The following is a 23,128-nucleotide window of genomic DNA, read 5'->3' on the forward strand; positions in this document are numbered from 1 at the left end:
GGGAGTGCGCGAAGAATCCCGCTCTTGCGCGCTCCAAGAGAAGCCGATATTCTTGTGGCCTGACATCGCTGCGTGACTAGGTAATCATGTCACGAAGGAGGTGACGGACCATGACGACGATGGTTCGCTTCGATCCCTGGCGTGAGATGATGAGCCTGCGCGAGGCGATGGACCGGCTGTTCGAGCAGACCTTTGTGCGTCCGTTCTTCGGCACGCCCCTGAGCCCGAGCGTGCCCGTGAACGTCTATGAGACGGATCAGGGCTATCAGGTGCAGGCGCTGTTGCCGGGCGTTAAGCCGGAGGACATCGATCTGACGGTCCAGGAGAACACCCTGACAATCAAGGCGCGCTATCCGGCCCTGGTGGATGAGGGGAAGCAGGTGAACTGGCTGTTGCACGAGATCGGTTCTGGCGAGTGTGTGCGCAGCATCACCTTTGCTAAGCCGATTGTGGCCGATCAGATCGAGACGCACTACGAGCATGGTCTGCTGACGATCACGATCCCGGTGAGCGAGGCCAGCCGGCCAAAGCGCATCGCGATCACAGCCGGTCAGCCCGAGCCTCAAAAGGAGCTGGCAGCCGCTAGCACCCGCTGAGGCGTGAGGGCCGCTTACACGCGGCGGATTGGATAGCGGGCTACTCCTCCGCCCGTGTTATGCGCTCTCACCGGAAGCGGCACAGGGAAGGTAAAGGCATGCAGGAGGACCGCGTGGAAAGTGACGCCGGTTAGCTGGCAGCTGAGCCGGTCCTGTGGGCGGCTGACCCGTCAGTCGCAACGCATCGAGCGTGTGCTTCCGGTGAGAGCCATACCTTGTAGGGTATGGCGCCAGTCTGGCGGGTAGGTCTCTTTGCGTTACCCAGGTTTGTCAGCCTTGTTTTTTTTTGCCCTCCACTTCCTGTTCGGCCAGCACTGACCACCTCCGCTGGGGGAGGACACGGGGCAGCACGAGCGGCGAGCAAGCAAGGCCGGTTCTCCAGGCGCTCTATTGCACGCGCACCAGAATAACGCTGATGTTCCCTTCGCCACCGGCGCGATTAGCCTCATCAACCAGCGAGCGCGCCAGCTGTTGGAGGTCACCGCCGCGTGCCAGCAGCTCGCTGAGACGCTCGTCACGAAGCATATGCCAGAGTCCATCGGTACAGAGCAGGATCAGGTCACCCACCGCTACTTGACGGCTGAAAAAGTCCATCTGCAGGTGGGGCGCCTGGCCCAAATAACGGTAGAGACGATGGCGCCGGGCACTCTTATAGAGATCGTCGGGCGCCAGGAGCTCTGCTTCGACCAGGTCGGCGGCCAGCGAATGATCGCGGGTGATGCGCTCCAGTCCTCTGCCGGGGACGAAGTGATAGGCCCGACTATCGCCAACGCTGGCCACATAGAGGTGGTGGCAATGAAGAATGGCCACGGTTAGCGTACTGGCCATTGCTGTGTTGTAGTCAGCATTAGAGTGGTAGATGACCTGATTGGCACGCAGGACGCTCTCTCGTAGCCAGGACTCGGCTTGCTGCGCGGCTCGCGAGCCGGCTGCATTCGGCGACCGAGGCGGCAAAGCAGTCAGGCGCGGAATGAGAACATCAGCTACAGTGACAATAGCCAGATGACTGGCCTCATGTCCACCGATCGAGCGCCCTCCAGGGCCACGCAGCCCATCGGCAACGCCGAACAGGCCAAACGGACGTGGTGGCAGCCCGAGACCCAGACCAAGACCCTGGACAATGAGGAGCATGTCTTCGTTGTCTTGCGCTACGTAGCGCCGTCCCACATCGCTTATATAGCCGACCTGACAGACGTCAATCACGAGCGGTGAGGTTCCATTGAGAGCGTGGCCACAGTGACGACAGTAGCGCGAGCCAGGACGATTTTCTCGTCCACAGGCCCCACAAGGATTCTCTGGAATGAGGGTACGCACCAACAAATTAGCGCTGCTACGTAGAGGGCTGCTGCGCTCAGGTGGTGGCACAATCACGGTGGGGGCTTCAGCAAGGGCTGCTTTCACAGCGTCGGCGAAGGCGCGGGCACTCGGCCAGCGCTGCGCTGGATCAATATGCATGGCCCGTAGAATAGCCGCATCGACTCCAGGATTGAGGGCCGGGTTGAGCTGGCTCGGCGGTGGCAGCTCAGCTGAGTGGCTGCGCACGATGGCCTGGAAGGGGAGCAGGCCCGTGAACATTTGATAGACCACTACCCCCATTGAGTAAATATCGCTTGCTGGCTCAGCACTCCCCTTCTCTTGCTCGGGGGCGATATAGTGTTGGGTACCCAGGGCCCAACCACGCTGCGTTAGCGGCACCTCCTTCTCCATGGCGCGCGCAATACCAAAGTCTGTCAGGACCAGCCGCCCATCATCCTGGTGAATGAGAAGATTTGAGGGTTTGATATCACGATGGACGATACGCTGCGGATGGGCATGCACCGCATCTACTGCTTCGGCGAGATCGTCAAGATAGCGCAGAGCCAGCTCCAGCGACAGCGGCTTTTCATCCTTGAGTAAGGCTTTGAGCGTTCCCCCCGTGACAAGGGGCATGGCCAGGTAGAGCAGGCGCCCGTCCTGACCAAAGTTGAGCACCGGCACAATGTTCTTATGTCGCAGCTGATGGGCATAGCGAGCCTCACGCTTGAATCGCTCCACTGCTGTGGAAATATCCATATTCGCAATGTGGAGCGAGAGGATTTTGAGCGCAACCTCCTGCTCATCAAAACCATCTCTGGCCCGATAGACCGCTCCCATACCTCCCAGACCGAGTAGCTGCTCAATCGTGTAGCGACCGGCAACGACCGCCCCAGGGAGCAAACACTGACAGAAGGGCTTGCTGCACTGGAAGGTGCCGTCAGGATAGCTGGCCTGACAACGCGGATTCGGACAACGAAGCATCAGGGGTTCCTCCCAACACAGGCCGCGCGCACCAGGCGAGCGATCACGACCCTTGTTGCAGGTATGCAGGTCAAGCGCGAGGGCAGGTAGATCGCCTATCTCGCCCGCTTCTCGCGCTCTAGTCTAGAGGAGTTATTGTTTCGCTGTCAATTGCTTGCTCAGCTTGTACGCTCGGGGTCATGCTACCATTCGGGCCCGGGCAGCGCCTTGCGACGGTCTCCTTCTACGGAGCGCCTGTCGGAAGCAAAGCATCGGCCTCAATCTCTACCAGCCACTGTGGATCAAGCAAGCGTGCCACCTGGACCATCGTAGAGGCCGGACGCACCGCGCCAAAGAACTCACCATGAACGCGGCCCACCTGTTCCCAGTCTTCGGCATGCACCAGAAAGATACGGGTGCGAATCACTGTCGAGAGATCGGCCCCAAGCTGATTCAGCGCTGCCTGCATAATCTCCAGACAACGTCGAGTCTGAGCTGCGGCATCGCCAGGGGCCACGGTCTTGCCGTCCGGGCCAAGCGGCGCAGTACCCGAGACGGCGATCATATTTCCAAGACGGACCGCCCGCGCAAAGCCGATCACTGGCTCATAGGGTGAACCAGAGGAAACGATCTGACGCTCCTGAAGTTCCATATACTTTCTTACTTCCCCTTTAACCTATGAAAGATAATTTTTTCTGTTGATTAAGAAAAACACCAGACGGGATAAGGGCCTTGAGGCTTTTCAGTGCATAGACAGACCAGTGCGGCGGACTGTCACGGTGCCAAGATTGGTATGGAGCTGGAGATTGGCACGAGGTGGTTCACCGACAAGCGTTTGCCCAAACTCATTGGTAACGCTGCCCAGGTTGGAGGAAGCAGCCAGCAGCAGCGATGTGTCGGGTGGCAAGCTGACATCTATCGTACCCGCGTTGGTCGTCATCTGATAGTGACCTCCGGGTTCCAAGGCACCGCCAAAAGAGATGGCTCCGGCATTCGTATGACAGTAAACCTGTCCACAGAGCCGACTCTGCTGCACAGTGATGGTCCCGGCATCAGTCTCCAGACTCGACCGATCTTCAAGTGTCGCCTGTAACACAGTAATCGTACCCGCATTCGTTTTGACCGTCAACCGTCCCTGCCCGCCCAGGATCTGGACAGAGCCAGCATTGCCCTCGATCTGCAGGTCACAGACAGCAGGTACGCTGATATCCAGCCGAACATAGCCCAGGTTCGTCAACGAAAAGGGATGCTGGTAGAGGTTCGAAACCGCGACACTGACCGTGTTCTCCCGCTGCTGACAATCGACGGTCAGCTCATCGCGCCCGCCCCAGAGACCACTCAGGTACTTCGTCGCCAGGATCTCAACCGTGTTAGTGTGACTTCCTCCACGATGAATGGAAATGGGGCCAGCCGGATTGCGAACGATGAGGGTCGGACGCCCCGTGACCTCGAAGCAGCGGGGGGGTAGAGTGATTACCCGTCTAAAGCCCCAGAGGACCACAACACCCCCCAGTACAATGAGGGCAGCCAGGGCCAGCACCAGGCCAAGTAGACTGTTGAGATAGCTGACAAAGAGACTGCCGATAATTACCAAAACGACTATGATCAGGGCAAGCTGCCAGGCCGGAAGAGAAGAAGAGCCTGGTTGCACTTTTCCAAAAGCCTCGTGGGCTGCATAGCTCGCCTCAAAAAAGGAAGGCGCAGGATAGCGCGGCTCCCCCTCAGCTTGGGCCTGCCCTTGCTCTTCACCTTCCGGCTTTGGCCCCTCAGCCGGCGGAAACATCATTTGCTGCTGGCTCATGGCTGGTTTCTCCCCCTAGCTTCCGTCTTCTTCTCCTCTTTTTACTTCCTTTCTTCGCCAACAGGGACAGCCTCAGCCCCCTGACCGTCGCTTCCAGCCCGTTGAGGGGCCAGGGCACTTGACCAGGCCAGGGAGAAGGCAGTCACCCCCCATCCGTCCTGACCCCCGGTCACCAACGGCCAGAGCGCCTACTCTTCTCCCCTCCCGACTACCCACCCGGTACCTGGGAAGCAGGCGGTCGCCCTCCTGTCTCCTAGCGGTAGGTCTCCCGACGCCACAGCACCCACAAAGGAGAGCAACTTCAGATCGCTGACCCTCTCTTCCAGGGTTCCTCGTCTCTGCCACTGCTGTAGCGAATACGTGAGGCTGGGAGAAAAGTTGCAAAGCCAGTAGAGCGGTAGACTGTCTTCCCAGAACAGTGACTAGGCAGAGCAGAAGAACAGGCAATCAAGCAAAGCAGAGGTCGATGAGAAAAGATCTGCCCCGGCTCACAGCCAGATTGTCCCGGCTGGCGGAGGAGGAGTATAATCTGTCAGGGTGAGGGCCGCTGCTGCCCCCTGTTTGGCTAGACTGTCGGCATCACCCCAAAGGAAGACGCGAGCTAAAAGGATATGTTTCCGGCATGATACAGACACTCCCACTGGTGCTTTCGATTGTCATGAGCGAGCTGGCCATCGGCTCGTTCTTGCTGCTCTACGTGCTGGACTGGCGTAGTGAGGTGCGGCGGAGCTTTCTACTCTTTTTCACCATTATCTATCTCCTCTTCACCGCTCTCACCTATCTTTTCCAGCAGAGCTTCGCCTCCCAGCCATTGCTGGATAGCTTTGAGCGACTCGACAAGCAGTGGACTGGCTATACCAGCCCGGTGCTGCTGGCCTTTCTCCTGCTACTGCTGCCCTATTTGCTCTTCCTGATCCTGGACCGGAAAGCCGGAGTAGACGGTAAAGAGAAAGCTGCTCAAGCCGGGGAAGGGCAATTTTCTGTGATACGGGTTCTGCGACTGGTAAGCGGCGGCCTGGCTTCAGCGGCTGGTTTGCTCATGCTCTTTGTACTGGGCATGATTTACCGTCCGCTCGCGCCCTCGCCGCTCGGGGAAGCCCTCACCGTTCTGAGCTTCTTCATAGCGGCCCTGGCTGTCGGCGGCGTGATGACCTCGATGTGGCTCGGCCACTGGTATCTTGTCACGCCAGCTCTGAGCGAGCGCCCGCTCCTGTTCAGCACGGCGGTGGTCCTGATCGCCATTGTGCTTCAGATTCTCCTGACGCTGGCCAGCTCTACTGTAGCCAGCCCTGCGACCTCAACCGCCGCCACACACTCAGCTCAGGTCACGGCGACAGCCATAGCTACGAGTCCGACGCCTGCACCCGCCGTCTCAAGCGCTTCTGCAGCCGTCAAGCCAGCCGGCGCTCCCACGGTCAGTCCTTTGAGTATGGACGTTCTTGGCTGGTTGCGCATTCTGCTCGGTTTCGCCTTCCCGCTCGTCCTGGGCGCTCTCACCTGGAAGCTGGCGCGTGAACGCTCTTTTCAATCGGCCACGGGTATGCTCTATCTGATCGTCGTCATGACGCTGGCAGGTGAGGTTTTGGCCCGCGGCATGTTCCTGAGCACGCTTTAGGGCACGGCTGGCGGGGCCTGTCGCGCCACGAATCGTCCAGATCGAGCACAAGCCTGTAAGGAAGTCACCAGATCGCGGGTGCCTCACAAGACAGGGTGAGAGTGGCATCCAGGCAGATAGATGCCAGAACTCTCACCCTGTTTCTGTACTCAAGGTCTCTAACAGACCCGGCGTTGACCCTCTTTCCCTGAAACGAACCCTATCCGCAGCTTGCTTGAAGCAGGCCGCTGATCAGGGCACTGGACAGCCAAACAAGCAAGAAGGCCGGATGGCTTCAGCGCACGGCCTGTTTTTTCGGCCTGGCGCTCTGGCTAGAGGGCTTGCTGCTCGGCAGCGCGTCGCGCACGCTCGCGCTCCTTCAGCTCGCGACGGAGAATCTTGCCAGAAGCTACCTTGGGAATGGAATCAATGAATTCCACAAAGCCCAGGCGCTTGTAACCAGCCAGGCGCCCATTGACAAAGGCGATCAGATCATCGGGCGTCACACTCTGACCTGGACGCAGGACGACAAAGCCCTTGGGCACCTCGCCGGCCTCGGGATCAGGCACGGGGATCACCGCCGCATCCATGACCGCGGGATGCTCCAGGAGCAGGGCCTCGATCTCGGCGGGGGCAATGCCGAAGCCCTTGTACTTGATCATCTCCTTCTTGCGATCAACAATGTAGGTGTAGCCGTCTTCGTCGACATGGCCGATGTCACCTGTATAGAGCCAGCCGTCGCGCAGCGTCTGAGCCGTCTCCTCGGGCGCCTTCCAGTAGCCTTTCATGACCTGGGGACCGCGAATGATGATCTCCCCATCCTCACCCACTGGCAGCTCACGCGTGCCGGTCTCGAGGTCGACAATCTTCTGCTCGGTATTGTGCACGGGCAGGCCGACGCTCTCCAGCCGCACGAGAGCCGGGTCCTTTGGCTGAGCATGGGTGAGCGGCGAGGCTTCGGTCAGGCCATAACCCTGGACCACCTGAATGCCTGTCTTTTCCTGCACCTTGCGCGCCGGCTCCGGTGCCAGCGGGGCCGCTCCAGAGAAGATGTATTTGACGCTCTTGAGCTTGCTCAGATCAATGGGAGCATTGGCCAGTGCCAGGATAATTGGAGGAACTGCAAAGTAGTAGGTTACATTGTATTTCTCACACAGCTCCAGGGACTGGAGCATATCAAAGCGTTCCATAACGATCTGCGTGGCTCCACAGGCCAGGAAACCACCAGTCAGCATGACACCATAGATGTGGTAGAAAGGCAGGAAGAGCAGAGCCACATCGGTGAAGGTTGTCTGGAGCGCCGTGGTAAATTGCAGGTTATTGGAGACCAGATTGCGGTGTGTGAGCATTGTTCCCTTGGGCAGACCAGTCGTGCCCGAGGAATAGGGAAGCGCCAGCAGGTCATCAGGATCGATCGGGACCGTCGGTGGCGCCTTCGGCGAGGACTCGCGCAGCAGGCGCCCGAAAGGGATCGCCTGGGGCAGGCCCTCGGGTACATGGCTCCCGGTAACGATGACATGCCTCAGATTGGGCAGCGACTTCTGCGCCAGCACAGCCTGCAGCAGCGGCAGTAACTCGCGTTGTACCAGGATGGCACTGGCCTCCGAGTTCTCCAGTTGATAGGCAATCTCGCGCTCTTTATAGGAGGGATTCATCGGGGTCACAACCAGGCCGATGGAGGCCGCTGCGATGAAGGTGATGGTATATTCTGGCCGATTGAGGGTAAATATGCAGAGCCGCTCGCCCTTGCGCAGTCCCAGATTGTACAGTCCGTTGGCAATGCAGTTCACCATCGAGACAACCTCTCGATAGGTCAGGCTGAGGTCATGGTAAATGATAGCCCGCCCATCGGGGTTACGCTCCGCCGCTCTGCGCAGCAGGTGATCATAGGGGACTTCTGGGAACTCGACGGGAGGTCTGAACAACTCGGGAGCAAACATTTTCTCTGGCATGCTTCAATCCTTTCTCGACCCGGCCCTGGGTCTCAACTGCAATGCAGAATGCAGATTCTCTTGCAAGCAGTAACAGCAGGTGAAAAAAGCTACCGGGTATTGAAGCGACGCGGTAGCCAGGTTCTGCTCAGCTTCGCTGCTTTCGCAGGCTTGTATAGTAGCATACTCCAGACATACGAGCTGGTCAATACAGCATTCGTTCTGGTTTCATACATTTCGAATTATCAGCAGGTGAGGATAAGCTTCCTTCCCTTGACGAGGGCAGCTTGACACCCTATAATCCTCTCAAAGAAAGCGATGTCAGCCAGTGCCCGGTGAGGCCGCAGGCAGCACCTGGCGCCGGCTCCCGTCCAGAAAGGACCTGTCCCCCCCTATGGATGCCGAGCGAGGCGCGGCCTCGTTCTCTCTTGATTGGCCAGTGAACGCCTTTTTTCCACAGCTGCAAGTGCCTCACAACCTGGCAGTGGCTGATCTACGCAATGCCTCCTTCGCTGTTAAGCTGGCAGCTAGCACGCTGGCTGGCCTGGTGAACGTGCCACAGCCACAGCTCTACCTGGCAACCTACGACGATGATCTTTTCTGGCTGCAAAGCGCCATCGCCCCCTGGCCCGTGCAGCTGGAAAGACTGGAAGCGCAAGGGGAGACCCTGCTCAGAGAGCTGATCGCCCGCTTTCAGGCGCGCATTGCTGGCTTCATTGTCTATGATCCACAGCGCCCGGCCAGCATCAATGTGGCGACTACGCTGGCCGGTATCCAGGCGGGCGTAGTGGCAGCCCCCGAGTTGCTGCCGCTGCTACAAGCAGCTGGGAGGAAGCCAGTGTTGAGGGACCTGCGCCTTCAGGGCTGGGAGAGCGAGAGCCTGGCCTATCGCTGGGCAAGAGAGACCAGCCAGACCCAGAGATCGCGACGGTCCCTGGCCGGTATGAATCCAGAGATCGCCAGCGGCTTGCGCTCCTTCCTGGTAGCTACGCGCACCTTCGTCCACTGGCTCGATTCGCGCCCCTGGCAGCCCTCCGCAGGCCAGCAGCGCCTTCTCCTGGAGGAACTGCTCGCTGAGCTTCTCCCTGGCAGCATCCATCTGGGCTGGTTCCCGGATGAGGGAAGCGGGGTAACGCTGGCTTCCGAGCGGGCCGTGGCAGTTCTGGCAAGCGACCATTGCAGCAATCTAGAGGTCTGGACTGCCCTGCAGCCCCCAGAGCTGATCGAACGCCTCCAGGCCCTGGCTCAGCGCTATCACCGCCAGCAGGATGAGCGCCCTTTGCCGGCCCTGGAACCACGCGTCTATCTGTCTTTGACGATCAGTGACGGAGATAACCTGCAATACGTGCAGCATCGTATGCTGCATCTGTGGCGCGATTCGGCCCGTGGCAGATTCCCACTTGGCTGGACGATCGCCCCAGCGCTCCTGGAGGCCGCTCCCGCCCTGGCAGCCTATTACCTGGAGACAGCCAGCCCCCAGGATGAGCTGATCGCCGGCCCCAGCGGCGCCGCCTACATGTTCCCATCGAGCTGGCCAGCTGCCCAGCGGCCAGCCTTCCTGGAGCATAGCCAGCGCCTGCTCTCAGGGATGGGCCTCTCTCTCCTGCAGGTGCTCGATGGCGACTGGCGTCAGCGGCTGGGCCTGCCGCTCCCGGCTAGCATGCGCCTGTCTAATGTTGAGGAGCAGCACGCCTTTATCGAGGCCCTCCGGCCCGCTGGGCTGCGCGGCCTGCTCACAGGTGCCAGTGGCCTCACCCTAAGCTATAAGAAAATCATGGGCATGCCCGTCTATCACAATCTGGGGCTTGTCAGCAGCAGGTCTCAGCTGGTGCACCTCGTCAGGGGACTGCAAGCCACGCATCGTCGGCGCCCGCTCTTCCTCCAGCTCTATGTGCTGGCCTGGCGTCTGACGCCCAGCGCCCTCTGGGAGGCATTGCAGGAACTGCGTGAGATCGCTTATCCGGTGACCCCGGGTCAGCTTCTACAGCTCATTGCCCAACAAGGAGCAGGGGGAGCAGAATCGTGATGAGTCCTCAGAGCTACTATTATCCATCGCCTGGTTGCTACCGCCTGGCTCCTGGCCTGTGCCTGCTAGAAGAGATAGACGGGCGGCCAGGGGGACTGGTTATCGCTTCCTACCCGCTGCGCGTCTTGCGCCTTGGCCAGCAAGCCTGGCGGTTACTCAACCTGTGTCGCCAAGAGCGCAGCAGCGAGGAGTTGGTTCGCCTGAGCGGACTTGCCCCCGCGCGGGTGGCCACGCTCTGCCAGCAGCTCAGTGCCAAAGGGCTATTGGAGGCCGGCCCTCCACTACCACCGAGGTCGTGGCCAGGTGTCTCCGTGATCGTGCCCACCTGCAACCGTGTCCGCCAGCTTGAGCGCTGCCTGCAGGCTATCCTTGAGTTGCGCTATCCATCACAGGCACTGGAAATCATCGTGGCCGATGATGCTTCTCGCGATCAGACGCCGACTCTGCTCACCCGCTTCGCTCCAGCCTTCGCCAGTCGTGGAGTGAGACTGCATTGTCTGCGCCACGCCCGGCGTCAGGGAGCCGCAGGCGCCCGCAACAGTGGCGCCGCCGCCGCTCGCTACGATCTCCTGGCCTTCGTCGATGATGACTGCGTGGTAACACCAGACTGGCTCACCACCCTGGTACCACTCTTCAGCGAGACCAGCGTGGCCGCCGTCGGCGGTCAAATCCGCGCCTACGAAACCGGCAGCGCGCTGGGGCGTTACGAGGACGTCCGTTCCTCGCTCTTCATGGGCCTGCAGCCCCAGGAGGTGCGCTTGAGTGGGCCGCTCACCTACCTTCCCACCGCCTGCTTACTCGTGCGTCGCGAAGCCTGGCAGGCTCTGGACGGTTTTGCTCCTCTGAGCTGCGGCGAGGATGTTGATTTCTGCTACCGGCTGCTCGCTCAGGGCTGGCGCATCCGCTATTGGCCCGCTCCCGAGAGCGTGGTCTACCATGACTACCGCACCCGCCTTGGGACGTTCCTGGGGACGCGCGTGCGCTATGCCTCTGCCGAGGCTGTGCTCCAACAACTTCACCCGCAACAGCGCCGGATACTGCTGCTTCCACCTTGGGAAGCAAGTTTTGCCGCCCTGACCCTCGGCAGCCTCTGGCAGCTCATCACCGCTCTCCCCTTGGGTAGCCTTTTGTGGACCAGGTCACAGGGTCGACAGCGCCCAAGCAGGACAGGACAGGCGCGCCTCTCCCTCCTACTGGCGTTTCCGGCTCTGCTGCTGCCTGGAGCCAGCACCTGGCGTCGCCATCAGGCTGCCCGACTTGCTCGCCTGCCGCTGACAGCCTGGCAAATCTGGCAGGCCACGCTACGCAGTTACCTGGCCTACACCTACCACCTTTGCCGCCATCTGACCCGCTACTATACGCTCGCGCTACTAGCCGCGGGCCTGCTCTTTCCGCCGCTTTTGGTGCTGGTCGGCCTACTTCAAGCCGTGGTGGTAGGCGTTGATTACGCGCGCCTGCGTCCGCGCCTGAGTCTGCCCGCATTCGCTCTCTACTCTCTGCTAGAGGATTGCGCCTATGCTCTCGGCCTGCTGCTCGGCTGCTGGAGGCAGCGCACCTGGCGGCCATTGCTAGCCGTGATAGAATGGAAGAATGCCACAGTTACCCAACTTGCTCAACCATCCGAGCCAGGCCCACCCTCTCTACCTTCACGTGACCAACGATAGCGTTGAAAGGAGGTGACGCAGACAGACGATGGCAGGAAGACTGGAACCTGAATGGGGTTTTATTGAAGCTCGCGGTACGCGACTCTACTACGAAGTCGCTGGACGCGGCCATCCGCTGGTCCTGCTCCACAGCGGCTTGCTCGATCATCGCTCCTGGGACCCACAGTTCATGGAGTTCGCTCGCTACTACGAGGTTGTACGCTACGATCGACGCGGCTTCGGTCGCTCAGCGATGGGGAACGTCGAGTACTCGGATGTCCGCGATCTTTACGATGTACTCAACGATCTGGCCATCGACCGTGCTTACTTGCTGGGCCTGTCAAGGGGCGGCAGACTAGCTATCGATTTCGCCCTGAGCTATCCCGAGATGGTCGATGCCTTGATTCTGGCCGCCGCCAACATCAGCGGCTACGATAACTATATGCCAGAAACGCTGGAGCGCGGGAAGCGCATCGCCGCCGCTGCCCGGGCGCAGGATAAGGAGCAGCTCTATGAGCTGTGGGCCACTGATCCGGCGATGCCGCACGAGGACGAATATCCAGAAGCAGCACAGCGCTACCGCGAGCTATTGCGTGACTACAGCTTTGTGCACTACCTGAATCCAGTGCCCAGCGAGCAGCTCAGGCCACCTGCCCTGCAGCGTCTGGCAGAGATCCGCCAGCCGACCTTGATTCTGATCGGAGACGCAGACTCGCTGGAGATGCAGGCCCAGGCCGAGCTACTTGAAGCCGGCATCATCGATGCCAGGAAGGTGGTTATCCGCGGCGCGCGCCATATGCTGAACCTCGAACGCCCCGAGACCTTCAACCGAGCCGTGTTGACATTTCTACACAGTCTGGAGCGTCGCTAGGTAGGCAGGCGGCAGGGCCAGCAGCGACACGACAACAGGACAGCGAGATGTCCCCCATCCCGCACTGCATGCTGCACACACCTGTCGAGCACCACCTCCTCAGAGCAGTGCTCGACCTGACCTGACCTGACCGCCGCTGCCTCCTGGCAATGTTTCTTGAATGTCCCGGCCCTCGCGCTCGTTTCCTCACCATCTTCTGGCTACTGTAGCGCTGTTATTACCTTTTGCCTATGCTTGCCGCGGGAGAGCGCTCCCCCACATGGCCGCCGACGAGCACGGGGCCTCATGCGAAGCGGGCAACGGATCAACAGAACTACCAGCGAGCACGCACTCGGGGTCACGCACTTGCAGGCTGCGCTGGACGAACCACTTGGTGGCCGGGCAACCGCCGTGACAGAGGTCATAGCGCACACAGCCGCCACAGGAGCCAGTCCCCATTTGGCGGTAGAAGGCAAAGACCGGCGAGTGCTGCCAGATTTCCCGAAAACTCTGTTCATGCAGGTTGCCGGCCTCGAACTCGGGCGCCTGGAAAAAGGCACAGGGATAGACCTCGCCTTCGGGGCAGATACAGCAGGTAGCCGTCGCCGCACCACACATATCCAGCCCTGCCAGACGCTCGCCGAAAGCATTCAAATGGAAAAACGAATCGGCAGTCAGCACATCGGGATGCTCCCGCAGCCAGGCCACGAAGCTGCGATACTGCTCACGCGTGGGATGTAGCTCTTCCCACACGGCACGCCCACGACCAGATGGGCGCAGGCGCGTCACGCGCAATTTGGCACCAAAGTTGCCAGCAATCGCATAGAGACGATCCAATTCGGGGAAGCTATAACGCGTCAGGACACTATTGACGGTTAAACTCAGGCCCTCGGCAGCCAGACGCTCCAGGCCACGCATGGCTCGCCGAAACGCACCTTGCCCACGAATGCGATCATTGGTCTCAGGGGTGGCACCGTCCAGACTGACCTGAAAATAAATCGGCTCCAGAGCAGCCAGGCGTTGAGCGCGCTCAGGAGTGATCAGCGTGCCATTCGTGCTGACGCACATCACCAGGTCACGCTCGCGGCAGCGCTCCAGCACGCGCCAGATGCCCGGATACATGAACGGCTCGCCGCCCCCAAAGTGGATCTGGAAGACCTGCATCTCGGCCAGCTCATCGACCACGGCCAGGGCCTGCTCTGTCGTCAGCTCACGCGGACGGCGCTTCCCCGAGGAGGAGAGGCAATGCACGCAGGTCAGATTGCAGGCAGCCGTGATCTCCCAGGTGACCGTGATTGGCGCCGAGAGTCCCCCTCGTAGGAAACGCTGCGAGCCGCTGGTCTGTGCAGGCAAGAGCGGGTCACCAGTCTCGGCAAAGGCAGCTCTGGCCAGAGGATGAAGAGCGCCAGGCTCCGCCCGCCTCTGGCTTCCCGTCCACTGGTGGCGACGTCCATGAAACTGTACGAATTGGATCATGCCTTTCTGCTCCTTCTTCTACGAGTGCTCCGCTTGGCGGCTCATGGCCGTCCTGGCCCGCCGTAGCGAGGTCGGGTCCTAGACAACTGTCGGGCATTGCTCACTCTACTCAGCCGCCGTCTCCTCAGGCGCCAACCCGGCTATCACCTCGGCCTCTAAATAGCCGCGTTTCCGCAGCTCATCGAGCGCCGCCAAGAGGCGAGCCCTGGCTCCTGCGGAGGAGACTTGCTGTTCAATGGCCGCACTGAGATCGCCTGCAAACTGCTCTCGCGCTAAGAGGAGCAGATCAATCAGACGCGGAGAATTGACGAATGAGAGCATTCCTCGATCAGCACAGCCATACTTATAGAGGATGCCGCCAAAGGCCTCGCGCCGAATCTTGACCTCCGGTAGCAGACGATAGCGGTAGCCCGCCGCATGTGCTGTCATGGTCATAGCAGTCCTTCTTTCTACCTGGTGGTCAGGCAGATAGGCAGCCTGTCTACTGCGAAGGCAGGGGCCTGGTGACCCCTAGCGTCCCAACTCTAAAGCCAGCTCGCTTACTGCGCGAGCGGACGCAGCGAGAACGGTATACAGAGGAAGCATACTCAGAGATCTATCCCAGAGTCAAGGTCACCAGCCTGAAGCGTTAGATACTGTAGGGGAGAGAGGGCAAGACCCCGTCCACAGCTCCCCCTTGTTAGCTAGAACACTTGGCAGACAAGACACCGCGTGCTACACTTGCCTGGATCTTACCTACAGCAAGCAAGATCGATAGAAGCGACACAACAGGCAAGAGAGCACAAAAAACTGTTCCGAGACAGACGCAAGGATCGAACGTCATGAATATTAATTCGGCCATACGCCGTCTCAACCAGATCTTCATCGTGCTCTTCCTAGGGCTGAGTCTTGGGCTTGTCTACTGGCAAGTGGCGGTCGCGCAACAGGTCACTGCGAATATTCATAATATTCGCCAGTGCATGAAAGACCATGCCCCGGTACGTGGCAAGATCTATGACCGCAACGGGGTACTGCTGGCCGAGTCCAAGCCGATTGATCCCAACAACCCTTTTAAAGGGGTCCTTTGCGGCTACCAGCGCCATTACTATCTGGATGGCATGCCCTCGCTCGCCAATTTGATTGGCTTCTATATCAGTCCCCTCTTTAACTCGACAGGAATCGAGCACGCTTTTGACGACTATTTGAGCGGGCGGGCCGGTTTAACGGAACTGACCAACAACCTTAACCTGATCCTCCACCGCCCTCCCGTGGGTGATAATATCTACCTGACGATCGATACGCGCATTCAGAAGATTGTCGAGCGCGATTTTGACAAGTATGCGCCAAGCTACAACCCACCCGTGCCAGAACTTAAGATCGATAACGATAACGTTTTTGCCACCAACCGTGGCGCGGTGATCGTCACCGATCCTCATACGGGGGAGATTCTGGCCATGGTGACGCGTCCGACATACGATAGCAATCGCGTGGCCGCTGGTGACCTGGCATACTATAACCAGCTCTTGCGCAATCCAGATGCGCCGCTACTAGAGCGTCCCGTCCAGGGTCAGTATGTGCCTGGTTCGGTCTACAAAGCGATGACCTTGCTGGCAGCGCTGGACACCGGCACCTATCAGTTGAATACGCCTTCGTTTGACTACCAGCATGCAGTCGGACCGGTGACGATCGGTGGCGAGGTCTTCGCCCCTCAGATGAGCAACATCTACCACGCCAGCTATGCGCGCACGTTCCCGGTGAGTATGAATATGGGTTTCTCTCACTCGGATAACGTGATGTTCGCCTTTATCGGCTCTAAGCTGGGGGCAGATACCTGGCTGGAATACAATAAACGCTTCTATGTAGGCCAGGATATCCCCTTCGACTTACCAGTTGCGCGGAGCTCAGTCCTTCCACCTAACGGGCAACTACCCCCAAATCTGCTGGCCGAGAACTCTTTTGGTCAGGGCGTGGATCTTGTGACGCCGATGCTCATTTCATTGATTGATGACGCAATCGCCAACAACGGTGAGCTGATGCGCCCGATGCTGGTCTCACGCATTCAGGCGCCAGATGGCACCATCATCAAGTCGATGTCGCCTCAGACGCTGAGCACGCCGATTTCAGAGCAGACAGCCGCCTCCGCCCGTGAAGCAATGTACGGTGTGGTGCGCTGCGGCTCGGGATCGGTGATTCCCGAACTCTATAACTCCCCCTGGAATATTATCGCGAAGACCGGCACCGGTCAGGTCGGTGGCGGCAAGGCCGCCCACGGCTGGCTGATGACCCAGGCTCCTTACCAGGACCCGCGCTTGACTATTGTAAGCATGCGCGAGAATGCTGGCGAGGGCGCCAACGTCAATGGTCCAGCTGTGGCAGCGATGTATAACGACATTTACACCAGCGTGTTGAAACTGCAGCAACCGGCCCCCGCCGATTCCTCGGTGCCGTACTGCACACAGCATGGCCTGTGGACCTAGTCATGGCTTAGATCTTACCGGCTTCAGGCTCTGCGCCTGGCAGGATGCTGATCCTCCTGACCAGACGTGGAGCCTCTTTCTTTATCGACCGAGGATTCTCTCCGGGCAGACCCCGCCTGGCTTGTCTGCCTGGCCTTGTCAGCCTCTCCCAGGGATGGTATCCTTGAAGAAGACAGGCATGAGGCAACCGGGAAGCCTTAGCGAGGCCGTTACCTGGTACCTCGCCAGGCGAGTCCAAGAAGGAGCAATAGCAGGTATGGAGTCCCTCTTTGAGCACAATCGGTACTTCCCAGAAGCAGAAGAACAGTCTGCCTACAGTCAGACAGAGCCAGTGCTGCCCTCCTCGCTGGTGGATGAGCAGACGACAGGAGCCGAGGACGAGGAGGAGTTTGAAGAGGAGCTGATTATCGAGGACTTCACCATCGATGGCATCTGCGGAGTCTACTAGCCCGGCGGCTGAAGGGCGCTTTGCCGATCGCGTCGTTCTGATCACCGGTGCAGCGCGCGGCCAGGGTCGTGCGCATGCTCTGGCTTTTGCCCGCGAAGGGGCACGCCTGGTGATCTGCGATGCCTGCCGCCAATACCGCACCGTCCCTTATCCGCTGGCCAGCCCCGAGGAGCTGACAGCTGTGGCCAGGGAGATTGAGGCCCTGGAACGCCCGGTGATCGCCGCTCAGGTGGATGTAACCGACCTCCCGGCTATGGAGGCCCTGGCTGAACGCACCCGCCGCGAGCTGGGACCGATCGATGTGGTGGTGGCCAACGCCGGCCTCTACTCCTTTGCTCTGAGCTGGCAGATGACCGAAGAGCAGTGGGACGAGACCATCAACGTCGATCTCAAAGGCGTCTGGATCACCTGCAAGGTGGCTATTCCTCAGATGCTGGAGCGGCGCCAGGGGAAAATTATCTGCATCGGCTCTACGGCCAGCTTCAGAGGCATGGATCACCTGGCCCACTACGTGGCCGCGAAGCACGGGGTGATCGGCCTGGTGAAGACGCTGGCTCGCGAGCTGGCCCCCTACAATATTAATGTCAATGCCGTCTGCCCCACCAGCGTGGCTACCACGATGTGTCTCAACCAGGCCCTCTATGACCTCTTCGCCGGCGGCCCCGGCCCTCAAGCTACCTACGAGCATATGGTGAGCCAGATGAATCGAATGAATCTTTTCAGCGATCGCAACCTGCTGCCACCCGAGGACGTGAGCGCCGTTGTGCTCTGGCTGGCCTCCGACGAGGCACGACACTTGACAGGCTGCGCTCTGCCCGTTGACGCCGGCTATTTGACCCGTTAGAGCGATCCCCTCTTTCTTTTGTTCCTCCTTTTTTTCTTTAGCGACCTGTTTCGGCTTAAAGGTTTCTCTCATCTCGACTTGACAAGCTTAACAAGAGAGATCGGCAAATCTACTTTCTCGCCAGTCCTACAGGAGATCACTTCATCTTCCGACTTTATGCATTGACAAATATAGAGATGTATATTACCATAGCAATGTATCCGCGGAGAGGCAGGTAGTAGAAAGTCATTTTCCAGGTTATCAGGCAGTCTGGTCTGCGGTATTGCCACAACTGGAAAGGAAGCGTTATGAAGCTAGCAGAAGCACTCGTGCTACGCTCCGATATGAAAAAGCAGCTCGCCCAACTGCGTAATCGCCTCAAGAGGAGCGCAATCGTTCAGGAAGGGGATCAACCGCCCGAGAACCCCGAGATTTTGTTGCGTGAGGTCGAGGAGCTTCTCAGGCAGTATCGCCAGCTCATGGTCCGTATCAATCGGACTAACCTGGAAAGCAGGCTACCAGATGGCCGGACCCTGACCGAGGCTCTGGCCGAGCGAGATGTTCTTGATCTGCATCATAGCATTATCAGCGATCTGGCAGCTGCAGCCAGCGAGCGTTTCGATCGCTATGGACGGGCGGAGATCCGCCGCCTGCCAACGGTGGAGGCCGCCGCCCTCTACCGGCAGCTTGATCGCATCGCCCGTCAGCGCCGCGAGCTGGATACACTTATCCAGGCCACAAACTGGGCCACCGATCTGCAGGAGTGAGCGAGAGCGTCTAGCCAGCATCCTTCCTAATCGCGGCAGGTGCCTCTAGCGTTGGCGAGAGACGCTCAGAAGGAAATGCTGCGTCTTGAGCGCGGCGCGCAGGATGGCTTGCTTTGCAAGCTGGTAGCGAGCGAATTTCGACAGCGAACACAAAGGCGGCAACGGCCTGAAGCGTTGCATCCCCTTGTGGAAGCCCCAAGGCAGGCTCTTGTGCACTGTCACGCCCGGACCGCGCACAGGGGCACCGCGAACAGCACAGTGCGCACTACCATGTGTTGGGTCGAAGTTCGCTGGCGAGGGCGGGTAAGGGGATTCCTGCACGCCGCGCCGGCTTTCTAAGCCTGGCAAGGCAAAGCACCGCTACGCAAGCCAGGTCGCCAGGTCGTCGGGCTGGCGCTTCCCTTCGGGCGTGAGCAGCACGAGATGGTGCCAGGGATCACGTACAGCAATGATCTCACCGTGGCGCTCGATCGGCCAACGTTCCCTTTCCAGGCGCTCAGCTACTCTCTCGATCTCCGCCCGCGTGGGCAGCTCGATAGAGAAGAGGCGCAAGCCAAGGCTACCTTCAGGTGGTGCAGACGCACCACGGCTCTCCCAGGTGTTCAGGCCAAGGTGATGATGATAGCCGCCCGCCGAGACGAAGAGCGCTCCTGGCATGCGCGCGGTAATCGCAAAACCGAGGAGTTGATGATAGAAGTGCTCCGCCTGGCGCAGGTCAGCCACCCGCAGGTGGACATGACCAATGGTGGTGCCCGCCGGCAGTCCTCTCCAGGGCTGCCTCTCTAACTCTGCTCGCCCTTCAGTAAGCATGGCCCTCACATCAATGGGATCAGTGGCCATCGCCACCTGCCCGCTCTGCCAACGCCAGGTTTCGCGAGGACGATCACGATAGATTTCGATACCGTTGCCTTCAGGATCGGAGAGATAGAGCGCCTCACTGACAAGGTGGTCTGCATAGCCCCCCAGGGGGTAACGACTGGCCGCTAGTTGAGCCAGCGAGCGCGCCAAGGCGGGTCGTGAGGGGACCAGAATAGCGAAGTGGTAGAGGCCAGTGCTCCAGGACGGCGGTCGCGGGGCCTCAGCCTGCTCAATCAAGAGCAGCAGCGGCTGCTTCTTCATGATTGGTTCTTCTGTCTGACCCGCCAGATCAGCCGCTCCTAGCCAGATCTGCCGCTCACTTCGGTCAATCAGCTGAAAACCAAGGACCTCTTCGTAGAAACGCCGTTCCCGCTCCAGATCGGCTACCGTCAGGGCAACCAGGCCGATGTGCGTGGTGGCGGGCAGCATATCTGCTGCATTGATAGGGGTGTTCTCTTGCTGCTCTTTCATCGCTGCTGCACGGCCCTAAGCTGCTGCGCCGTGCCCTCCTTTCCTTGCTGACCGACTACACTACTACACCCGCTGTCTACACAGGGGCCATCATCAGCGTGTAGAAAGGGTCCTTCCCTACGCTCTTCCTCATGGCTGCCCTCCTCTTCTCCCTTACTTACAAAAAGTAAGAGAGGAACATGACAGTATACAACATGGAAGGGCTGGGCGCAAGGCTAGCAGATCGAGCTTATCACGGGGTTGACCGCCGGGTTTGTTGTGGGTAGACAAAGAGCGGCCATTTTATTGCACCAGAGCGACATTGTAGAACAAGCATCCTTTCCAGTATACTTATGGATGATCGTATTTGTCGCTGACTTGGGCAGCCAGTCCGGGCGCCGCGTCGGCCCGGGGCTCTCAGCGTTCGCAAGAGAAGAGAGGACTTCAACGATGAAAACCAGAACCGCCGTCATCTACGAACCTGGTACCCCCATCCGCGTTGAAGAGATCGAACTTGACACGCCCAAAGAGCAGGAAGTGCTCGTACGCATGGTAGCCGCCGGCGTCTGCCATTCCGATTACCACGTAGTCAAAGGAGACCTGCCAGCCTACTTACCAATGGCTCTCGGACATGAAGGGGCTGGCATCGTCGAGCAGGTCGGTCCTGGCGTCAGCGACCTGAAGCCAGGCGACCACGTTCTCATGAGCTTCATTCCCGCCTGTGGCAGCTGTCCCTCCTGTGTTTCCGGGCACAGCAACCTCTGCGACAAGGGGGCGGGCACGCTGAGCGGTCCTTTGCTGGACGGCACCTTTCGCATGCATGGCGAAAAAGGCGATATTGGCCAATTTTGCTACATCGGTAGCTTCAGCGAATACACCGTCGTGCCTGCCATGTCGGTGGTCAAGATCGCCGATTACTATCCCCTGAACCGGGCCGTGCTCGTGAGCTGTGGCGTCCCCACCGGGGTCGGCTCTGTCATCCATCGGGCCCGCGTCACCCCCGGCAGCACCGTTATGGTCATCGGCTGCGGCGGCATCGGCATGAACATTGTGCAGGGAGCAGCCATCGCCGGGGCGCGCATGATCATCGCCGTTGACATCCATGATTTCAAGCTGGAGAAGGCCAAAGAGTTCGGCGCCACCCACACTATCAACTCCAGCCAGGAAGATCCCGTCAATAAGGCCCTGGAATTGACCTGGGGCGTCGGCGTCGACTATGCCTTCGAAGCGATCGCCACACCGGAGACCATTGCCCAGGCTTTCAACGCCACCGCCAAGAATGGGACCGTGGTAGTGGCTGGCCTCTCGCCTTTCCTGGCCCAGGCCATTCCCATCTCTCCGCTCAATCTGGTCCTCTACCAGAAGACCCTCATGGGTACCCTCTTCGGCGATTCGCAGCCGCGCAACGACATTCCTATGCTGCTGCGCATGTACGAGAGCGGTAAGATCAAGCTCGATGAACTGGTGACGCGAACCTACAAGCTGGACCAGATCAATGAAGCCTACGACGATCTGCTCGCCGGGCGGAACATTCGAGGCGTGATCGAATTCAGCTAGTCCGCCTTTGCTGGCGGCCTCCTGACCCAGCTGACTCGCCTGCTGACAGAAGTTTACCTGGAGGACAAAACTGGCTCTGTATCCTTCTCCTCAACGCCAGGGAGGATGCAGAGCCAGCCAGCCAGCCAGCCAGCCAGCCAGAACACGTGTTCTGCTTCTTTCGCGTCTATTATCTCTCCTCTTCCTTTCCGGCAAGAGAGACCCAGCACTCGCGCACGGCTCCTCGCCTGCCCCGCTCTGTCAGGTAGCTAACTACCCCGAACAGGGTTCAGTCCGTTGTTAGCTGGCTACTAGTAAAAATTCGCACCGATCACGTACAATAACTCCAGTGGAGGCGTGATTGTCTGTCCCGACTGCCGCCGTCAGAGACGACTGCCCCGCGAGCGGGCAGCGGGCGAGAGACGAGGCAGCAAGCAAAGGAGCAAGGACCATGAAGCACCAGGAAGCTGTCATTGTTGCAGCGGTTCGCACACCCATTGGCATCGGCAAGCCTGACAGAGGGAAGCTCACCGGCATCCGCCCCGACGAGCTGGCCGCCATGACTCTGGCCGAAGTTGTACGCCGGGCCGGCATCGAGAAAGGGCTTGTCGAGGACGTGATCATGGGCTGCGTGACCCAGATCGGAGAGCAAGGCCTCAACATAGGGCGAGTTGCTCCCCTCATCGCCGATTTTCCCGTCGAGACCTGCGGTGTCAGTGTGAATCGCATGTGCGGTTCCAGCGAGCAGGCTATTCACTTTGCCGCCCAGGCCATTATCTCCGGCACTATCGACGTCGCCATTGCCGCCGGCGTTGAGAGCATGAGCCGCGTTCCAATGGGTTCAGACAAGGCCGGCGCCAGCTTTAGCGAGAAGCTCATCGCGCGCTACCCGCTGGTACCCCAGGGCATTTCTGCCGAGCTGGTAGCAGAGAAGTGGCACATCACACGCGAAGAGGCCGACGCCTTCTCGTTAGAGAGCCACCGCCGCGCAGCCGCTGCCACAGCAGAAGGACGCTTCAAGCCGGAGATTATGCCGATCGAGGTGACCCTGCCCGACGGCAGCCGCGAAGTCATGATCAGCGACCAGGGTATTCGCCCCAATACTTCGCTGGAGCAACTCGCTGCCCTTAAGACCGTCTTTAAGCCCGATGGGATCATTACCGCGGGTAACTCCAGCCAGATCAGCGATGGTGCTGCCGCTGTCCTCTTGATGTCCGACAGCAAGGCCCAGGAGTTGGGACTCAAACCCCTGGCGCGCATTGTGGCGATGGCCACAGCTGGCGTCGATCCTGTGCTGATGCTCAGTGGCCCCATTCCCGCCACCCAGAAGGTCCTCAAGAAGGCCGGGCTCCGTCTGGCCGATATCGATCTCGTAGAAATCAATGAGGCCTTCGCTTCTGTACCGCTGGCCTGGGCCCGCGAGCTTGATCCCGATATGAGCCGCGTCAATGTCAACGGCGGAGCCATCGCCCTGGGTCATCCCCTGGGCGCTAGCGGCGCTCGCCTGATGACAACGCTCGTCCACGAGCTGCAGCGTCGCGGCGGACGCTACGGTCTGCAGACCATGTGTATCGGTCACGGCATGGCGACAGCCACGATCATTGAAAGGATCTAGCC

The 23,128-nt window shown here is 59.7% G+C and carries 18 protein-coding genes; 11 read left to right on the top strand and 7 right to left on the bottom strand.

The annotated features are described in order from the left end of the window. The first annotated feature begins 110 nt into the window (after positions 1 to 110). Positions 111 to 596 carry an Hsp20/alpha crystallin family protein gene (locus A4R35_RS06925; RefSeq protein WP_112427811.1) on the top strand — a complete coding sequence of 162 codons (486 nt, stop codon included), beginning with the start codon at positions 111 to 113 and terminating at the stop codon, positions 594 to 596. A gap of 387 nt (positions 597 to 983) precedes the next feature. On the opposite strand, the gene A4R35_RS06930 is transcribed toward A4R35_RS06925, so the two are convergent. From A4R35_RS06930 to A4R35_RS06940, 3 genes are all read right to left on the bottom strand, one after another. Further along, positions 984 to 2,873 (bottom strand): protein kinase domain-containing protein, encoded by a 1,890-nt coding sequence (locus tag A4R35_RS06930; RefSeq protein WP_112427813.1) that lies wholly within the window; start codon positions 2,871 to 2,873, stop codon positions 984 to 986. Between the two features lie 223 nt (positions 2,874 to 3,096). Continuing rightward, complete coding sequence (locus A4R35_RS06935) at positions 3,097 to 3,504, bottom strand: RidA family protein (RefSeq protein WP_112427815.1); 408 nt, start codon at positions 3,502 to 3,504, stop codon at positions 3,097 to 3,099. Positions 3,505 to 3,594: 90 nt separating this feature from the next. Then, on the bottom strand, positions 3,595 to 4,653 hold the full coding sequence (locus A4R35_RS06940) for a DUF4097 family beta strand repeat-containing protein (RefSeq protein ID WP_112427817.1): 1,059 nt from the start codon (positions 4,651 to 4,653) through the stop codon (positions 3,595 to 3,597). A gap of 622 nt (positions 4,654 to 5,275) precedes the next feature. On the opposite strand from A4R35_RS06940, the gene A4R35_RS06945 reads away from it, so the two are divergent. Then, complete coding sequence (locus A4R35_RS06945) at positions 5,276 to 6,268, top strand: hypothetical protein (protein ID WP_112427820.1); 993 nt, start codon at positions 5,276 to 5,278, stop codon at positions 6,266 to 6,268. Between the two features lie 311 nt (positions 6,269 to 6,579). Here the strand turns inward: A4R35_RS06945 and A4R35_RS06950 are convergent, their stop codons facing one another. Beyond that, a complete protein-coding gene (locus A4R35_RS06950; protein WP_112427823.1) occupies positions 6,580 to 8,199 on the bottom strand; it encodes an AMP-binding protein in 1,620 nt (539 codons plus the stop codon). 373 nt (positions 8,200 to 8,572) lie between these two features. On the opposite strand from A4R35_RS06950, the gene A4R35_RS06955 reads away from it, so the two are divergent. From A4R35_RS06955 to A4R35_RS06965, 3 genes are read left to right on the top strand one after another with little or no spacing between them, the layout of a single operon-like run. Further along, positions 8,573 to 10,204, top strand: a complete 1,632-nt coding sequence (locus tag A4R35_RS06955) for a GxGYxYP domain-containing protein (protein ID WP_112427825.1) — start codon at positions 8,573 to 8,575, stop codon at positions 10,202 to 10,204. Further along, positions 10,204 to 11,868: a mycofactocin biosynthesis glycosyltransferase MftF gene (gene mftF / locus A4R35_RS06960; RefSeq protein ID WP_112427827.1), complete on the top strand. Its 1,665-nt coding sequence runs from the start codon at positions 10,204 to 10,206 to the stop codon at positions 11,866 to 11,868. Before A4R35_RS06955 ends, mftF begins: the two co-directional genes overlap by 1 nt. A 28-nt stretch (positions 11,869 to 11,896) precedes the next feature. Further along, positions 11,897 to 12,718, top strand: a complete 822-nt coding sequence (locus A4R35_RS06965) for an alpha/beta fold hydrolase (protein WP_112427828.1) — start codon at positions 11,897 to 11,899, stop codon at positions 12,716 to 12,718. Positions 12,719 to 12,946: 228 nt separating this feature from the next. Here the strand turns inward: A4R35_RS06965 and mftC are convergent, their stop codons facing one another. Both mftC and mftB read right to left on the bottom strand, forming a co-directional pair. Then, positions 12,947 to 14,173: a mycofactocin radical SAM maturase gene (mftC, locus tag A4R35_RS06970; protein ID WP_112427830.1), complete on the bottom strand. Its 1,227-nt coding sequence runs from the start codon at positions 14,171 to 14,173 to the stop codon at positions 12,947 to 12,949. 105 nt (positions 14,174 to 14,278) lie between these two features. After that, entirely contained in the window at positions 14,279 to 14,608 is a 330-nt protein-coding gene (gene mftB, locus A4R35_RS06975; RefSeq protein ID WP_112427832.1) for a mycofactocin biosynthesis chaperone MftB, read from the bottom strand. 386 nt (positions 14,609 to 14,994) lie between these two features. On the opposite strand from mftB, the gene A4R35_RS06980 reads away from it, so the two are divergent. The 4 genes from A4R35_RS06980 (at position 14,995) to A4R35_RS06995 (ending at position 18,667) form a co-directional block, all read left to right on the top strand. Next, positions 14,995 to 16,629 carry a peptidoglycan D,D-transpeptidase FtsI family protein gene (locus A4R35_RS06980; protein WP_112427834.1) on the top strand — a complete coding sequence of 545 codons (1,635 nt, stop codon included), beginning with the start codon at positions 14,995 to 14,997 and terminating at the stop codon, positions 16,627 to 16,629. A gap of 256 nt (positions 16,630 to 16,885) precedes the next feature. Beyond that, complete coding sequence (mftA, locus tag A4R35_RS24195) at positions 16,886 to 17,077, top strand: mycofactocin precursor MftA (RefSeq protein ID WP_189361445.1); 192 nt, start codon at positions 16,886 to 16,888, stop codon at positions 17,075 to 17,077. Then, the gene (locus tag A4R35_RS06990; RefSeq protein ID WP_112427838.1) at positions 17,055 to 17,921 is read left to right on the top strand and encodes a mycofactocin-coupled SDR family oxidoreductase; all 867 of its coding nucleotides are present in this window, start codon (positions 17,055 to 17,057) and stop codon (positions 17,919 to 17,921) included. Before mftA ends, A4R35_RS06990 begins: the two co-directional genes overlap by 23 nt. 287 nt (positions 17,922 to 18,208) lie before the next feature. Further along, positions 18,209 to 18,667: a DIP1984 family protein gene (locus A4R35_RS06995; protein WP_112427840.1), complete on the top strand. Its 459-nt coding sequence runs from the start codon at positions 18,209 to 18,211 to the stop codon at positions 18,665 to 18,667. Between the two features lie 360 nt (positions 18,668 to 19,027). Here the strand turns inward: A4R35_RS06995 and A4R35_RS07000 are convergent, their stop codons facing one another. Further along, the gene (locus A4R35_RS07000; RefSeq protein ID WP_223258239.1) at positions 19,028 to 19,996 is read right to left on the bottom strand and encodes a VOC family protein; all 969 of its coding nucleotides are present in this window, start codon (positions 19,994 to 19,996) and stop codon (positions 19,028 to 19,030) included. A gap of 429 nt (positions 19,997 to 20,425) precedes the next feature. Between A4R35_RS07000 and A4R35_RS07005 the strand changes: the two genes are divergently transcribed. Together A4R35_RS07005 and A4R35_RS07010 are read left to right on the top strand one after the other, a co-directional pair. Continuing rightward, a complete protein-coding gene (locus A4R35_RS07005; protein ID WP_112427851.1) occupies positions 20,426 to 21,532 on the top strand; it encodes a Zn-dependent alcohol dehydrogenase in 1,107 nt (368 codons plus the stop codon). A gap of 430 nt (positions 21,533 to 21,962) precedes the next feature. Then, entirely contained in the window at positions 21,963 to 23,126 is a 1,164-nt protein-coding gene (locus A4R35_RS07010; protein WP_112427853.1) for a thiolase family protein, read from the top strand. Positions 23,127 to 23,128 lie beyond the last annotated feature (2 nt).

The organism is Thermogemmatispora tikiterensis (assembly GCF_003268475.1).
GTDB classification, from domain to species: Bacteria; Chloroflexota; Ktedonobacteria; order Ktedonobacterales; family Ktedonobacteraceae; genus Thermogemmatispora; species Thermogemmatispora tikiterensis.